This window comes from Nostoc sp., assembly GCF_036919675.1.
Classification (GTDB): Bacteria; Cyanobacteriota; Cyanobacteriia; order Cyanobacteriales; family Nostocaceae; genus Nostoc.
Genome location: NZ_JBALCP010000103.1, coordinates 1 through 15,190, shown reverse-complemented (window position 1 = coordinate 15,190; position 15,190 = coordinate 1). Strand labels below are relative to the sequence as shown.

Sequence of the window (15,190 nt, the reverse complement as noted above, 5' to 3'; positions counted from 1 at the left end):
ATGAATTTAACCTCCTTTAATCTAAAGGTAAAACATCGTGGAAGCGGTTGTAATCAATGTAGCGATGTCCATCGGGTGCGTGGTAGAAGATATCGACAAATTGATTGTTCCACAAAATCTCATTAGCACCATAGCTATGACGGGCATTAACCACTTGTGCAACGGTTTCATCAATGCCACTCAAAGAAATGATCAGCATAGTATTTGTTTGGGTTAATGATTCTGGTGTCATCCCATATAGAGGACTAAACTCATCAATGACATGCATCACTGACCAGCTTAACGTGAAGCTAGGTGTTTGGTTCCTCAGCAGTTTGAGATCGTAGAACCGACGCATGAACTGCCCTTCTATGGTTACTTCGTCGCGCATTAAGTAGACTCGCATCTGCGCCTCCAAAATTGTATTGCGACGCTTATTAGCGGTGCGAAATATCAGAGTTGGCATCGCATCATGAGGTGTAATTACAGCAACACGGCTAAAAAGCACACGGGCTGTGGGTCGGGAGAACCGAGCAAACGCTAATCCCGTCATCACAGCAATTCCCACCAAACCGATCATTGCTTCAATAGTGACAATAATGTTGGCGTAAGTTGTTTTAGGATACATTGCCCCATAGCCGATGGATGCTAGGGTTTGCACACTAAAGAAAAACACATCTAAAAAAGAGCCAGGTCGGGCGTTGGCAATACAATCCCCTCCTATCAAGTAAGCTAAGGCAAATAGAGCATTAATAGTTACATAAAAAGTACAAATCAGCAGCAGAAAGCCAGTCCAGGGAATCGTTAGCAGCAGATGGTAGGGATCGCGCCAGTATGAATGCCATACATTCATACCCATAATCTCAAATTTTCCATCTCGAACTTGAATCTGAATAAGTGGGATCAGACGCTGTCGTTTCTTCGGTGAAAGTCTCTTCAGTCGAAATTTCATTGCAAGTGGTCAAAAAAACGCCAACTGCTTAGTATTGTAAATTAAGTTGCTTTGGAGACATTCCACTTACCCCCAAGGGAATGGAAACTTCACCTTTCTTTTCTTAAATTAGCAAAAAAATAGGGTGAGCAATACTCACCCTACTAATTGATCTTCTAGAAACTTATTTTTCTGGCTTTATTGATTGACTTTTAGAACAGCGGTCAAACCACTCCTGGTATTTTTTCTGGTGTGACTCATCTTCAACAGCAATGGTCACTCGCACCAGCTTGCATCCGTGATTTAGCTCTAGTGCGATCGCATTCAACAATAAACTAGCAGTTTTAGGCGAAGTAAATTCGCCGCTTACCGTTAAAGCGCTGTCAAAATGTGTAACTTCAAGTCTTTCTACTTGGGTCAAGTCAATACCATCAATTTCCTCTTGTCCTAAATCAATTTCTGCGAGTTGTTTGTGTTCTGGGCTAATTTGTTCCACAATCAGCTTTTCACGCCGGACAGGAACTTGCACCATCCGGGTTTCGATTACTTTGCGAACAATTACCTCACCAACTTTCCGCTTGCTGCTTTCAACAACTAGTCGTTCTTCTAATAGACGAATAATCTGTTCTTCGCTAGCCTCTTCTGAATTTGTTGCCTCAACTGGGCTATTTGTAATTCGATTATTGGCTAGTTGCTCAGTTGAGTTGCTATCGCCTGGTGTTTCTGTTTCTAAATATTCAGGCATATACTCGATTTCTGATTTGTTTAAGTCTATGAAAACAGATTTACTCGGCTTGTCGATTTTTTTGATTCTCTGGCTCTGCAATCGAAATAAAAAAGGACGTTTATCGCCTAATTGCTGATTATATTCTCCAGTTTGTTGATTCGCCTGGTTAGATATAACTAAGTTTAGCCGACGATTAGCATCCACAATTAAATCATGAACTACTCCTACTAGCTGACCTTGCTTATCGATGACAGTAAAATTATTTACCTTATTTTTCAAATCTGCTAGTGAGGTGCTAGTGCGAGAGTTCGAGTTTGCCTGTCCAATGTTTTTGGTCATCGGTTGGCTATTCATATGCAAAGTTTATGAACTACTTTTTACTTAGCTAAATTAAATGTAGTGCTCATTCGCAGCTATTATAAGCACAGGTAAAGCTAATTTAACAGCCCCACCTGCACTGTGGCGAATTAATTATTAGTCATTAGCTAGTAACTAATGACTATATTTTAGTTAGCGTTCTTCAATTGGAAGATTACCAGAATTCACATCTAACTCTTCACGACGCACAGTTTCTTGAGTTTCAACCGTCTCTTGATCTACCACTTTTTTAACTCTGACTTCTTCACGCAAAAATGCTTCTTTGCGAACATCAGGAGTTTCTTCGTGGAGTTCTATGCGAGCAACTTCGCCTTCACGGAAATCTGCTTCGCGCCCAGAAACGGCAGTACCTGCATCTGCTGGAGTTACGCGCTCAATCACAACTCGCTCTCTTTCTATCGGGATTGCAATCCGTGCAGTATCAGTCTCAACACGCTTACCAATCGATACTTCTCCAGTTTTTTGGCGTCGTTTACTGGCAATCAGCCGTTCTTCATACAATTTCAGAGTTTGATTATCTTGCTCATTTAACCCAAACAAAGAAGGCTCACGTTCGTAACTATAGTCATCACGGGTGTAAGTGGGCGTAGGCGTAGGCGTAGGCGTAGGCGTAGGTGTAGGCGTAGGCGTAGGTGTAGCCAATGGTGCTAAAGCGTCTACAGGTGTTGAAGCTTCTACAGGAAGGGTGTAGTCTGTGGGTTGGCGATATACCCCACGCACCCGTTCTTCATAGTCATGATCAAGGGTTTGGCGTTCATTGAACTCAGGTAAATTTTCTGCTTGCTCTCTAGTCAAGCCAATTGTGTAGACGCGATCAACATTATAGTCGATCCGGGCACGACCAATTGGTAGTAACACTTTTTTACCAAAAATCCAAAAGCCTAAGTCAACGACTAGATAGCGGAAATGACCTTCCTCATCCACTAAAACATCGGTAACACTACCAATTTTTTCATCACTTCCTTGTGTATAAACCCCAAGTCCCTTAATATCCTGACCTTCAAAGGCATCGCGATAGTTAGGCTCAAAATCTTCTAATTTGTAAAGAACCATTATATTTTACCTCAAAAATTTCCTTGCCATCTCCTAATAAATAAAGTAGACATTTAACTACTTATTTTCCTCCGTCTAGCGAATGAATTATTTAAAAAGCTTAATAATCAAAAGTTATAGATATTTGATGATGGCAGATAAACCATGTAAATAGACAAAAGCATGGCGGTATGAAGTGCAATTTTGCATCTCTAGATTAATACAGTTCAGTTAAAAATAATTGTAGGTTGGGTTGAACGAAATGAAACCTAACAAATGCCCGTTTAGGTGAGGTTTTGTTCCTCAAACGCCATTTACAAAGCTCGTCGGTAAACTCCAAGGGTGCAGTGGCTCCCCAACCTACGCAATATATTTTATGTGGCTCTAACTCAAGCATATTGATCTGTACATAGTTTATCAAAAGGTAAATTTTTCAAAGTACTCAGATACCCAACTTCTTAGAGGTTGTTTGAAAAGTCTAATTTATTACTTATACCAATTCTATGTGAGGTTAGACTCTATCATCAGAAGCGATCGCCTGATCAGATTGTTGCAATTTTCTAAATGAATTGTTATATACACAACTAAGTTAATGAATTCTATGTTTACACAACCTGAAAACTAAAGCTAAAACTTGCCCAATTATTTACATCCAAGATATATGAGTCGGCTGCTGTGCCATTCATCTCCGTTTTGAGGGCACTGGCATTATGTAAGTCTTGTAGCAAGGCTTGTGCAATGTCTAATGGATTCAACAATGGGCTAATCGGTTGTTCTTCGGCTGTGGAATATTTAGTAGTGTTCAGGGCGGCGAGAGTTGCACTAAAGGGGGCAGTACTAAAAATCAATTGTTGTTCGCACTCAGAAGCTGGCCCTGAAATCACCCATTCACAAGCAGCATTATGGGGTAGGGTAAGGGTTTCAGCTGGGGCGATGACGACTTGTTTGAGGAGGGGTTTGGTGTCCGCTGTGTTTGGTTCTTGGGGGTCCCAAGAGGAGAAGGCAATTGCTGTATGATTATTGTGTAATCCCAGCAAGATTAAATATACTGAGCTATCGCTCTGGTTTTCCACTCGATATTGCATTCGACTACCAACAGGCACAACGGGAGTGGGGAGTGATTTTTTAATCGAAGTTTCAGTTTTGAAAGTTCGTGCTGTTTGGCGCTGCATGACGACGCGAGGCGATATCTCACTAATTATTTCTAAGGTTGCCTTCAGAGCCAAGCGGGAAGAACCTTGATTTTCTGTAAGTCGCCATAACTTGGCTGCAAGCAGGGTTGATAATTTTGGCGCTAACTTTTGTACTGTTAATTTTACTGCTTCTCCTACTTCCCCATTGGTATTAGGAATTAGCTCGCCACCAAGAGAAAATAGACCATAATGACTGGGAATTTCCTGTTGCTTGGCAAATAGATAATCAGCTGGTTTTTCTCCTGCTACTACGGTGGATACATGGGAAAATCCAGCAAAGGCACTTGTAGCGTCTACCCGCTCAATTCTTTCCAATCCATTATCCAAAGCTATTGTTAAATTAATATTTCGGGGTAAAACCCGGACTGCTTCTTGAACGAGTTGCCCAACTTGGAGGGAATTTGCACCTTCAATTTTATAAATTTGGGCTTTTGCAGTTAACCCAGTCCGCGATCGCAATACTAATTGCTCTGTTGTTTCTAGGGTGAATCGAGAATTCACTCCGTAGTATAGCAGCACTTGTGGAGCTAATCCTGCTAACCACAGATGCACGGTTTTGCCGTCTTCTTCAATGGCACTCACCACGCCTTGGGCACCGATGATCCTGTCTGGTAGTAGAGACGTTACATCTGGATTTTTCTCATTACTTAATAACGCTGGTTGCTGTTTGCTACCCAATTTAGATAGAGAATTTTCCACGTGGGAGAGGGCGACTTGAATTGTGGTGGCTGGGGTGAATTCCCACAAATACTGCGTCAAGGCGTAGGTAAATAACCCGGCACTAAAACCAGAAAAGAGTCCTTCTCTCGCCGACTGCTTTGGATTTGAGGTAGCTGCTAAAACAATCGGAGTGCTGGATAAATTTTGAGTTTTAAGTTGTTTGAGAAAGTCGAGTTCCTCTGCTGCTAACTTTGCTACTGACTCCTCAAGGGTGCGAATTTTTAATCCTAATACTGTGCTATGAGCATAAAAGCTAGTATCTAATACTGCTGTTACTCGGTCTGTGGGGAGCGATCGCAATAATAGCAGTAGAGTTTCTTCTAATATATAGTTGACTATTTTCTCATCTTGTGATTTTTTACTTACATTGGCTGCCACCAGAACATTTTGCATTGGTTCTGGCGATGTTTCCAATTTGACACGGCTGCCATAGCCGCTAAAGTGAAATACGACCAGATCATCGGGTTTAGCTTGCTTGCCCAAGTGATCCAAAAAAGCCGCCTCAATAAATTCCCTGCTAGCTTCTTCCTCAGTTAAGGTTAAAATATCTGACCCTAGGAAACCAAAGCGGTGAATCAAAAGTTCTTTTTGTAGTTCTACATCCGTCAGACAACCACTGAGGTCTGGAATTTTTGGGTATTGGTTAATACCTATTAATAAAGCCAACTTGCGCGGGCTGGGTTCTGCCAAAGCCTGATAATAGCGATTTCCCAAAGTCAACCACTCAGCTTCAGTCAGCCCCAATACCGCGAGTATTGAGCCAATTCTGTGTAAAAACGTGCGCCGTTTCATAATTAGCTATCAGCCCTCAGCCCATCAGCTAGAAGCTTACAGGGCTGAACTCTGTATTGTAAAGTTACAGTTTATGCTGTTTGCTTGTTGATCAAAGTGTGGGTAGTGGGGAGTGGGGACAAGGGGACAAGGGGACAAGGGGACATGAGGGAGTAAGGGAGTAAGGGAGTAAGGGAGAAGAATTAATAACCAATGACTAATGCCCAATGCCCAATGCCCTAGACAGGTACTTCTATCCGCATTGCCCGTGCCAACTCTGCCGCCACCTCTGGACGGGTAAACTCTGGTGGAGGTAACTCACCGCGCCGCAGCATTTCCCGGACTTTTGTGCCCGATAAATGAATGCGTTCCTCTGGCTTGCTGGGACTGGTTTTAGATGTTGCCATCTGCTTAGTACGCAGGCAGTAGAAAGCGTGTTCAAATTTCATCGGCACAATGCCCAATTCAGTTGGCTCAAACTCGTCAAAGATGTATTGAGCATCGTAAGTGCCGTAATAGTCACCGACGCCAGCATGATCCCGTCCGACGATAAAGTGAGTACAGCCGTAGTTTTTGCGGACTAAAGCATGGAATATTGCCTCACGAGGCCCAGCATAGCGCATTGCGGCTGGATTAATTGCCAAAACCACCCGGTCATCAGGGTAGTAGTGTTCTAGCAAAATTTCATAGCAGCGCATTCGCACATCGGCAGCAATGTCATCATCTTTTGTAGCCCCTACCAACGGATGTAAAAAGAGCGCATCTACTGTTTCCAACGCACACTTTTGAATATATTCATGAGCGCGGTGAATGGGGTTGCGAGTTTGGAAACCAACAATGGTTTTCCAGCCATTTTCTCGAAACATTTGCCGCGAGGCAGCCGGATCAATTTGATAGGTGGGAAACTGGGGATGAGGTTCGCGTTGCAGTAACCAAATATCGCCAGCAAGATGTATTAAACCTTGGTTATAGAGTACCTGTACACCTGGATGATTGGCATCATCAGTGCGGTAGACCTTTATTGCTTCGCGGGTTTTGTCGTAGTGGTATTTTTGCGTGAGTTGCAAAACCCCGATAAACCGACCGGCGGGGTTATCCAGACGGAGCAAGTCGCCTTCTTTCAGGCGAGAAGCGACTTCTTCGCTTACTGATAGTGTAATCGGGATTGACCAAACAAGACCGTTAGCTAGTCGCATTTCTGTAACAGTGCGATCGTAGTCTTCCTGGTTCATGAAACCCGTCAGCGGACTAAAAGCACCGATCGCAATCATTTCTAGATCAGAAACGGCGCGATCGTCAAGTTGCACTCGCGGCAAAAAGTCAGCTTTTGAGAGAAACTCTGCTCTTTGTTCTGGTGTGGCGATCCGGTTAACCAACTGTCCACCGTGGGGGGCTATGGCATCTGAATTTTGACTCAACGTAATCCCCTCTTTGTATTAACTGTTATTGTTTCAGATTATGTACTAACTTATCAAATGCTGGTACTGAGAGAAAAAGAGTTTGGAGAATGGAGGAAAATTTTGCAACTAGCCTGTAAGCGATCTGATTAGGTTACGCTAAAGCTAATCCCGCCTCAAGTTTGAGAATAGTTCCTTTATAAGGAAAATGCTTATGACTGCTGTATCCCCCGTTGTTAAACCTGTTAGCCAAATGCGGCTAGCACCTGGTAGTACAGTGAATATCCAGGATATGAGTTGGGAGGAATTTGAGTCTATTTTGCAAGAACTGGGGGAAAAGCGATCGCTACGAGTTGCTTACAGCAAGTCTACGTTAGAAATTATGGTTCCTCTACCCGAACACGAAAAATCAAAGGACTTAATTTCGGATATTGTAAAAATCTTGCTGAAAATTGCAGGGAAAAGTTATGAACCCTTCGGTTCAACCACCTTCAAGCGGGAAAATACAGCAGGGGTAGAACCAGATGTTTGCTTCTACATCCAGAATTACCAAAGAATGATTGGTCGTCGCAAACTAGAACCAGATGATCCGCCTCCTGATTTGGCAATTGAAACAGATGTGACATCAAAAACAACTCTTGATGCTTACGAAGCGATCGCAGTTCCAGAACTATGGATTTACGATAGTAAAAAACTGAGGATTTATTTACTCAGGGATGGACATTACATTGAATCTGCTCACAGTCCTAACTTTCCAAATATCCCTCTAACTCAAATTATTGTCGCTACAGTTGAACGAGCTTGGCAAGTAGGAACTGTACAAGCTTTGAAAGAGTTTGAAGGAACTATTGATAGAAATAATTTTTGATTTTATTCGGTAATTTTAGGGTTTAAAGCTATTAATCTATATTCCAAAACTATTTTGTATGCATCTAAGAAGTGTTTTTCAAGATGTCTATCAGATTTTTTATGCTCGTCGATTATTGGTTGCAAGTCACTATCACTCAAATAGTTGATAAATATCAACCAAGCTAGTAAATGAGGTGTGGTCTGTACCATTTTACTATTCATGCTCTTAGCAGCTTCTATTCTAGCTCCTCTATCGTCTGTGAGAAAAGCTTGACGGGTTTTCTTTGCAAAAGCAATAGATGCAAGTTCCCCTTTATCTTTTTTCTTTCTTACCTGAAGAACTTCTACATCTTGAAGGTCTTCAATAGTTAAATGATAATATTTAAATTTTCCATTTTCGTATTTTTGACGAAAACGATTTTGCAATTCTATTTCTGCCTGCTTCGGATTTGCACGTGGCTTGTATAGGCACTCATAATAAAAAAAATATGTACAACAGAATAAGCATCCAGCATTGTTAGCCGTTGTATACAGAAGTTTAGAGGAAAGAATATTCCAAATAGCACAAGTATCTATAACGTTATATTTATGAAAATTTGATGGATCAATCCCCATACCTAATAGTTCTCCCATAGATACTTGCTATTTCTGTTAATTCATATTTGCTAACTAGAAGCATTTCCGCTACTCGACCTCCTGAAATAAAACCCTGCTCATACACGTCAAAGCAAAGCCCAACATAGAAATTTGACAAACCTCTTTTTAATAGCTCCTGCCGACGTTGGCGAGAACCGAATGATAGGCTTTCAGGCAGTTCTGGATCAACTTTCAAATGTTTTGGTACTCTTACGGCTTTTACTCGTCTTTCAACATCTTCAGATATAAAATTGGCGCTTTTTAAGGCATTAGCTAATGCTTCTGTACTGACCTTAAGTTGACTTGCCCATTCAATAGCTTTTTCAGGAGTCCAACTTCGATAATCTGGAATTATCTGTAGAAATTCTGGTGGCATTAAATAATCGGATGCAAAGTTGTTAGCTCTTACTTCAACTAAATTATTTTTGTCTGTTTTCAAAGAAATAACAAATTCCTGATCCTCATCCAAAATCCCATGAGCCGATTCATGAGCAGCAGTAAATCTCTGCCGATAAACATCTTCACTACAGTTAACTAATATACACTTGCCTGCTATGGGATGTTTAATAAATAAACCAGAGATGTTTGAATTACCCAATTGGCGACGAAAAATATGAAACCCCAAAGACCGAAAATCTTCATAAACATCCATGCGAACTGCATTAGAGGCATACCCTAAATGTTTTCTCAGTGCCTTTGCCGCCTCTTTTCCATGTCCTATGTAATAGTTACCTCTTTTAATAAAGCTAAAAGGCTTATAAATATGTGTTGGAATTAGTTTTAACAGAAAATCTTCACACTCACATAAGAATAAGAATTCTTGTACTGCCCATCGGTCTTCTTTTGAAAATTCCTCTCCATATCTTCGGTACAAAGTTTCTGTTTGATCAAACGCAGCTACTCGCTCGTTAGAAATAAAAAACTGGTAATCACACAGGTAATAGTCAGCAAATATCAAAACTTCATCACCTGTTGGTTGCCTTTCGCTATTTTCCAGAGCAGTCAGAATGTTTTCAGGAATACCTGTGGCTGTTGTGACTTCTACAAGAGACTTTTCAAATTGCTCCCGGCATCTTCTGAGTTTGGAGCTAAACAGGGCAAGGTCAAAAGACATAGCACAGACAGCCTTGAAACTCTAATTTGTAACATTCCTTGCTGGAATTGTGCATGGAATAGTACCGTAAATCATAGCACGAGTATCGTAAAAGATACAAAATAGAAGGAAAATTATACGCAGCATTAGCAGTAAAATACCCCTCCTCGCTGATGAGAAGGGGTACTTTTAGCAGAAGCCAAAATAGGAGTGAGATTCAACTAAACTGTTCAATAATTCCGCCACCTAAGACTTTTTCACCGTCGTACCACACCGCCGCTTGTCCGGGAGTGATGCTGATTTGGGGTTCATCAAATACCAAACGCACACGGGAGTTTTCCAACGGAATCACCGTCACTGGTGTAGCCGTTGAACGATAGCGAATTTGCACTTCGGCATGAATTGGGGTAGATGGTTCGGCAATAGAAACCCAATTTACCCGATTTACAGTGCATTCTGGCTGAGTTACCTTAGTGCGATCGCCTACTACTACCTTATTATTTTCTGCATCTAATTCAATCACATACAGCGGATCGGCAGCAGCAATTCCCAAGCCTTTACGCTGGCCAATGGTGTAGTGATGGACACCATCATGCTGTCCCAAAACTTTGCCTGTCATATCCACAATATCGCCTGTTTTGGGAGCCAAATATTTATCCAGAAATGCCCGCATGGAACCGTTACTTTCCACTAAGCATAAGTCTTGACTTTCTGGTTTGTCAGCAGTTTTCAGTCCGTATTCAGTCGCAATCCGGCGGGTGTCAGTTTTTTCTAGTTCGCCGAGAGGGAATATAGTTGCAGCAAGCAAATTTTGAGACAAATCATAGAGGAAGTATGACTGGTCTTTGTTGCGGTCAACAGCCCTTAATAACTGGTAACGTCCAGTTGCTTCATCATAGCTAATTCGGGCATAATGACCAGTGGCGATGCGATCGCATCCCAATTGTTCATGGGCATACTGCACCATTGGCCCAAACTTCACTGTTTTATTGCACTGAGAACAAGGCAAAGGCGTGATCCCAGCACTGTAACCAGTCACCAGGTAATCGACAATATGCGTCTGAAAGAGATCCCGAATATCCACAATCTGATGGGGAACGCCCAATTGTTCACAGATATCAGCCGCGTCGATCATACCTTCAGAGCAACATTGACCTTTGCCTTTCATTAGCCAAAGAGTCAAACCAATCACTTCATAGCCCTGATGGTGCAGGATAGCTGCGGCGGTGGAACTGTCAACGCCACCAGAAAGACCAACGACGACTTTTTTCATACAAACACGACACGATATGCGTGGTTGTACCATTGTAGCACACACTCTTCAAAGCCTTGCTAGTAAAGCACTTCAGTTTTAAAGTAACTGAATTAGCGTAGGTGTAGCCCGCACTTCTCTACGAGACGCTCTTGCTAGCTTGCTTAAGAGTAGGGATACGACATGGTTCGACTGCGGCTCCATTGAGCGTTCGCGTAGCGTCTCGTAGAGAAGCCGAGATGCTCACCAGCCGCTCAGTGACCATCGTAGACATTGCTGTACACTCTCCCATCACCCTTATCTAAGATTAGTTACAGATGTATTTTTTGCCACGCAGCATGAGCTAATTTGACGTTAAGGCTATATATAGCGCCTCTGGGCTGAAGTCCAATATATACCTAACCCCCAACCCTTGTAGCGTTGGGGAGTAAGATTCAAAGCTTTTCTCTTTTTAGGAGAAAGGAATGGAAGTGAGGTCAGAGTGTATTGTATAGAAACGAGAAGCGCTATAGTTGCTACAACGTGAACTAATTAGTTCCTAATGGAAATTGCCTAGAAATATTTTGACTACTTTCTAACTACTTATGTCGAGAGGAATGCCAAGTCAATTTATCCCATTTCAGATGCTGCACCGAAGTTCTGAGGGTTGGAAACCCACTATTAGACTTCTCCCCTTGTTAGTGGGAGGATGGTTAGTGCTGATTCCCAACTCTACCCCAGCACAAGCACAAATCCACAACAAGGTGCTACTGGCTCAAGAAGCAGGTGAAACTTTACCGCCACCGCCAATTCCCTTTGGTCAACAGCCATCACCGCAGTTACAACCAGTACAGGACAATCAATTTGAGCAGAACTTTCAGCCCTCCCAACCAGTACAAAACAATCAATTTGAGCAGAACTTTCAGCCCTCTCAACCAGTACAAAACAATCAATTTGAGCAGAACTTTCAGCCGTCTCAACCTGCACAACTTAGTCAATATAACCAGAACACTCAGGGCTACTTAGTTTACGTTGATAGTAGTGATTTCCAGACGCTACAAGCAATCCGTCGGATTGAACCCAGTGCTTACATTCGCAACTTCCAAGGACGGAATGTAATTCAGTCAGGAGTTTTTAACAGAGTATCTAACGCCCAACAACTGGTCAGAAAGCTACAGTCACAAGGCATTTCTAATGTACGGATCAGCTCCGCTAACGGACAGGAAATAGATGCAGGTAATAGAGACTTTGTAGGCGATCGCAGTAATATAAATCCTCCCAAGCAAGCCTCTAGATATTATGTCGTCATTCCCACCACTCAACAAGAGTTACCTGCGATCACAGAAAAAATTAGGCAGAATATAGCCCTATATAGCCAAGATTTAGGACGAGGCGGAGTCCACAAAAAGACACAACCACGAGGGCCACACGTAGCAGTAGGGCCTTTCCCTGAGCGATTCCAAGCTGAGGAATGGAATAAATATCTGCGACATATAGGATATGGTAATGCCAGGGTTTACTACGGAAAGTAAATAAGTTAGTAGTCATTCAATTTTAGATTTTGAATTTGGGGTTTTGGATTGAAAGAAAAATCTAAAATCCCAAATTCCTCTCCCAGAGCAACTACATGAAGGTATGAGGTTAATCTAAAATCCAAAATCCAAAATTGAGTCATTCCCTGGATTCTTAACGCAGGGATTCAAGAATTATTGCTGTTGTAATTAAACACAACACAATAATTCCTAGTGGAAGCAAAAACTGTTGTAAAAGGTACAGCAGTATGGGGATGATTTGTGAGATACCTAAACCACTGGATAAAACGTAGGCGAGCGCAATCCCAAATAGCACCAACAAGAAGTATTTCAAAGATTTGGAAGCAAAGCGAAATAGAAGCGTATCCTGATTTGTATCCATAATTTTACTTACGAAAGTAGCTGAATTTTTAGCAGTGAATATTCTTTTTAATTTCCCATTTCCCATTTTTAAAACGAGGTCATGGGAAATTATGCCTGGTCTGAAGATTAATTTTACTAGTGAATAATTGCCTGATTTGGTGAATTATTCAAAGACTGTTGTTGCCTTTGTGGCTCGTTTTGCTTTTCATAGTTAGCTAATAGTTGGAACTAAATAAACAAGCCCAACAACAGCAGCAAAAATGAGCCAAAACCAGAGGGATACTTATTTATTTATCGCTCAACACCGCATTTGAGGCAAACATATCTATTGGGATTACGTGTATCTTGGGCAAAGGGGCAGTGATTTTGATTGCAATCATGATGACAATCTTTGTCTAACATCATTGAACCTCCTGTAGGGTAAAGACTTACATATTTACTTGTAAATACGCTCTACAGAATCTAATTAGTTAATAGCTACTGCCTGTTTAGTAGACACCACTTTCATGAGTCATTAATATGGGAGAGGAACAAATAATATCTGTGATTTACTAAGCTTGCAGTAGTAGCGCTGGTAAAATCTCTCCTCAACCACCTTTTCTTAGCGCTTAACTTAACTTCGCCTGTATTAATTACAATAGTAAGACAGCCCAGAATGCTTTGCAGTCGGATAAAGTTAGTTTCCTACCGAGTAGGAAAAAGTATTTTGTAGTATGACTGGTAGGAAGAAGTAGTAAAAATATGGTTATAATAAATTACAAATGATACATAAGTTAGCAAATGGGTGCAGAAGAGGCCTTAGAGTTTCTAGATAACTTGGTTTTTCTCACGACGGGAGAACACTTAGATAAAACTCAAAGGATTATCTTGCGTCATTTGTGGGAGGATGAAAAGCGGACTTACCAGGATATTGCCAATAGCCGTGGTTACACTGAAGCGCATTTAAAAGCAGTTGGTGCAGAACTTTGGCATTTACTATCAAAAGTGCTAGGGGAGAAAGTCTCAAAATCTACCTTCCAAAGCGTCGTTCAGGGGTTTAAAACAACGCAACAGTCGCAAAAAATCCCCCATATTCCAAATCTAGTGACTTATGGCACTAAACCTCAAGATTTAGATTCTAACTTCGTGGGGCGCGATCGCCAAATAGCCGATCTCCACACCCTTGTCAGTCGGGGAGCAAAAGTTATTCTCATCCAGGGTGAAGGCGGCGTTGGTAAAACCACCTTAGCACGTAAGTATTTTAAAACTCAAAAGTTTAATTTTGTACTGGAACTGTGGATGGCCACAGAAATCCAAAACCTCACTCCTGTGGAGAGTGTGGTTGAGGAATGGCTGCGGCGATACTTTAACGAAGAACCTGGATGCGATTTTGGTATCAGCTTAGAACGACTACGGCGCAAACTCCGAGAACAAACTTCTAAAATTGGGGTATTTATCGATAATCTAGAAACTGCTCTCGATAAAAATGGCAAGATTCTCGAATCTCGTCGCCCTTATGTTGAACTATTGAGACTATTAGCAGATCAAGATGTGCATTCAGTTACTTTAGTAACGAGTCGTGAGCGTTTGCGGGAGTCAAGTGTAGAGGTTCATCTCTATCCACTGGAAGGTTTAGATGATCAAGCGTGGCGACAGTTTTTTAGCCGTCGCCACATCAATTGTGATTCTACTATTCTCAGTGAAATGTGCAAAGCTTGTGGAGGTAACGCCAAAGCAATGCAAATTCTCCGAGGAGCAATATTGACAGATTTTTCTGGTGACATACATGCCTATTGGCAGGAAAACTGTACAAATTTATTAATAGAAAGAGAGTTAAAAGATTTAGTCGCCAGTCAATTTACCCGTCTCCAAGAAAATGACTTAGAAGCTTATCGTCTCCTGTGTCGTTTAGGATGCTATCGTTATCAAGATATTACATCATTACCTATTGAGGGAGTTTTATGTTTGCTTTGGGATGTACCAGAACAAAAATGTAGAGGTGTAATTAAAGCTCTGCAAGATTTGTCTTTAATAGAAGCGAAAAAAGGACAATACTGGCTGCATCCTGTAATTCGTGATGAAGCTATCAGTCGGTTAAGGTTAATCAGTGAAGAATGGGATTTAGTAAACCGAAAAGCCGCAGAATTTTGGACGCAACGAGTTGCAGCCGTCAAAAATATCACAGATGCTTTAACCGCTTTAGAGGCTTATTATCACTATGTAGAAATTAGTAATTTTGAGCAAGCTGGTGATGTAATTTTACAAGGAAGAGGTGAACAGTGGAGTATAGAACCCATTTGGGATCTGGTGTACCGGGAGATTAAAAGTATTTTTTATTACTTATGTACTCAAGCAGTTTAACAGATGAAGAGTGGTCAA

The 15,190-nt window shown here is 41.6% G+C and carries 13 protein-coding genes; 3 read left to right on the top strand and 10 right to left on the bottom strand.

Annotated features, from left to right (window positions below; translation table 11 throughout):
* Positions 1–16 precede the first annotated feature (16 nt).
* The 5 genes from V7K49_RS23630 to sat form a co-directional block, all read right to left on the bottom strand.
* Positions 17–931, bottom strand: a complete 915-nt coding sequence (locus V7K49_RS23630; RefSeq protein WP_334870831.1) for an ion channel — start codon at positions 929–931, stop codon at positions 17–19.
* A gap of 163 nt (positions 932–1,094) precedes the next feature.
* Entirely contained in the window at positions 1,095–1,976 is an 882-nt protein-coding gene (locus tag V7K49_RS23625) for a YsnF/AvaK domain-containing protein (RefSeq protein ID WP_334870833.1), read from the bottom strand.
* A gap of 171 nt (positions 1,977–2,147) precedes the next feature.
* Positions 2,148–3,068 (bottom strand): DUF2382 domain-containing protein, encoded by a 921-nt coding sequence (locus tag V7K49_RS23620; RefSeq protein ID WP_335207756.1) that lies wholly within the window; start codon positions 3,066–3,068, stop codon positions 2,148–2,150.
* Between the two features lie 584 nt (positions 3,069–3,652).
* Entirely contained in the window at positions 3,653–5,752 is a 2,100-nt protein-coding gene (locus V7K49_RS23615; protein WP_335207755.1) for a caspase family protein, read from the bottom strand.
* 218 nt (positions 5,753–5,970) lie between these two features.
* Positions 5,971–7,149, bottom strand: a complete 1,179-nt coding sequence (gene sat, locus V7K49_RS23610; protein ID WP_335207754.1) for a sulfate adenylyltransferase — start codon at positions 7,147–7,149, stop codon at positions 5,971–5,973.
* Positions 7,150–7,342: 193 nt separating this feature from the next.
* Between sat and V7K49_RS23605 the strand changes: the two genes are divergently transcribed.
* Positions 7,343–7,996, top strand: coding sequence for a Uma2 family endonuclease (locus tag V7K49_RS23605; RefSeq protein WP_334870841.1), 654 nt, complete (start codon positions 7,343–7,345; stop codon positions 7,994–7,996).
* A 2-nt stretch (positions 7,997–7,998) separates the two neighbouring features.
* Here the strand turns inward: V7K49_RS23605 and V7K49_RS23600 are convergent, their stop codons facing one another.
* The 4 genes from V7K49_RS23600 to V7K49_RS23585 all read right to left on the bottom strand — a co-directional run bounded on the left by V7K49_RS23600 (position 7,999) and on the right by V7K49_RS23585 (position 11,232).
* A complete protein-coding gene (locus tag V7K49_RS23600; RefSeq protein ID WP_335207753.1) occupies positions 7,999–8,610 on the bottom strand; it encodes a hypothetical protein in 612 nt (203 codons plus the stop codon).
* Complete coding sequence (locus V7K49_RS23595) at positions 8,582–9,727, bottom strand: ImmA/IrrE family metallo-endopeptidase (RefSeq protein ID WP_335207752.1); 1,146 nt, start codon at positions 9,725–9,727, stop codon at positions 8,582–8,584. Before V7K49_RS23595 ends, V7K49_RS23600 begins: the two co-directional genes overlap by 29 nt.
* Before the next feature lie 196 nt (positions 9,728–9,923).
* Complete coding sequence (gene mnmA / locus V7K49_RS23590) at positions 9,924–10,979, bottom strand: tRNA 2-thiouridine(34) synthase MnmA (RefSeq protein WP_335207751.1); 1,056 nt, start codon at positions 10,977–10,979, stop codon at positions 9,924–9,926.
* Between the two features lie 118 nt (positions 10,980–11,097).
* The gene (locus V7K49_RS23585) at positions 11,098–11,232 is read right to left on the bottom strand and encodes a hypothetical protein (RefSeq protein ID WP_335207750.1); all 135 of its coding nucleotides are present in this window, start codon (positions 11,230–11,232) and stop codon (positions 11,098–11,100) included.
* 322 nt (positions 11,233–11,554) lie between these two features.
* Between V7K49_RS23585 and V7K49_RS23580 the strand changes: the two genes are divergently transcribed.
* Positions 11,555–12,469: a hypothetical protein gene (locus tag V7K49_RS23580; protein WP_335207748.1), complete on the top strand. Its 915-nt coding sequence runs from the start codon at positions 11,555–11,557 to the stop codon at positions 12,467–12,469.
* Positions 12,470–12,623: 154 nt separating this feature from the next.
* On the opposite strand, the gene V7K49_RS23575 is transcribed toward V7K49_RS23580, so the two are convergent.
* The gene (locus V7K49_RS23575; protein ID WP_335207747.1) at positions 12,624–12,851 is read right to left on the bottom strand and encodes a hypothetical protein; all 228 of its coding nucleotides are present in this window, start codon (positions 12,849–12,851) and stop codon (positions 12,624–12,626) included.
* Positions 12,852–13,612: 761 nt separating this feature from the next.
* Between V7K49_RS23575 and V7K49_RS23570 the strand changes: the two genes are divergently transcribed.
* Positions 13,613–15,172: an AAA family ATPase gene (locus V7K49_RS23570; RefSeq protein ID WP_335207746.1), complete on the top strand. Its 1,560-nt coding sequence runs from the start codon at positions 13,613–13,615 to the stop codon at positions 15,170–15,172.
* Positions 15,173–15,190 lie beyond the last annotated feature (18 nt).

Excerpts from the sequence above, each read along its gene's own strand:
- V7K49_RS23600 (WP_335207753.1), bottom strand. The coding sequence starts at position 8,610 with ATGGGAGAACTATTAGGTATGGGGATTGATCCATCAAATTTTCATAAA.
- V7K49_RS23620 (WP_335207756.1), bottom strand. The coding sequence starts at position 3,068 with ATGGTTCTTTACAAATTAGAAGATTTTGAGCCTAACTATCGCGATGCC.
- V7K49_RS23615 (WP_335207755.1), bottom strand. The coding sequence starts at position 5,752 with ATGAAACGGCGCACGTTTTTACACAGAATTGGCTCAATACTCGCGGTA.
- V7K49_RS23585 (WP_335207750.1), bottom strand. The coding sequence starts at position 11,232 with ATGTCTACGATGGTCACTGAGCGGCTGGTGAGCATCTCGGCTTCTCTA.
- V7K49_RS23625 (WP_334870833.1), bottom strand. The coding sequence starts at position 1,976 with ATGACCAAAAACATTGGACAGGCAAACTCGAACTCTCGCACTAGCACC.
- V7K49_RS23630 (WP_334870831.1), bottom strand. The coding sequence starts at position 931 with ATGAAATTTCGACTGAAGAGACTTTCACCGAAGAAACGACAGCGTCTG.
- V7K49_RS23595 (WP_335207752.1), bottom strand. The coding sequence starts at position 9,727 with ATGTCTTTTGACCTTGCCCTGTTTAGCTCCAAACTCAGAAGATGCCGG.
- mnmA (WP_335207751.1), bottom strand. The coding sequence starts at position 10,979 with ATGAAAAAAGTCGTCGTTGGTCTTTCTGGTGGCGTTGACAGTTCCACC.
- V7K49_RS23605 (WP_334870841.1), top strand. The coding sequence starts at position 7,343 with ATGACTGCTGTATCCCCCGTTGTTAAACCTGTTAGCCAAATGCGGCTA.
- V7K49_RS23575 (WP_335207747.1), bottom strand. The coding sequence starts at position 12,851 with ATGGATACAAATCAGGATACGCTTCTATTTCGCTTTGCTTCCAAATCT.
- V7K49_RS23570 (WP_335207746.1), top strand. The coding sequence starts at position 13,613 with ATGGGTGCAGAAGAGGCCTTAGAGTTTCTAGATAACTTGGTTTTTCTC.
- V7K49_RS23580 (WP_335207748.1), top strand. The coding sequence starts at position 11,555 with ATGCCAAGTCAATTTATCCCATTTCAGATGCTGCACCGAAGTTCTGAG.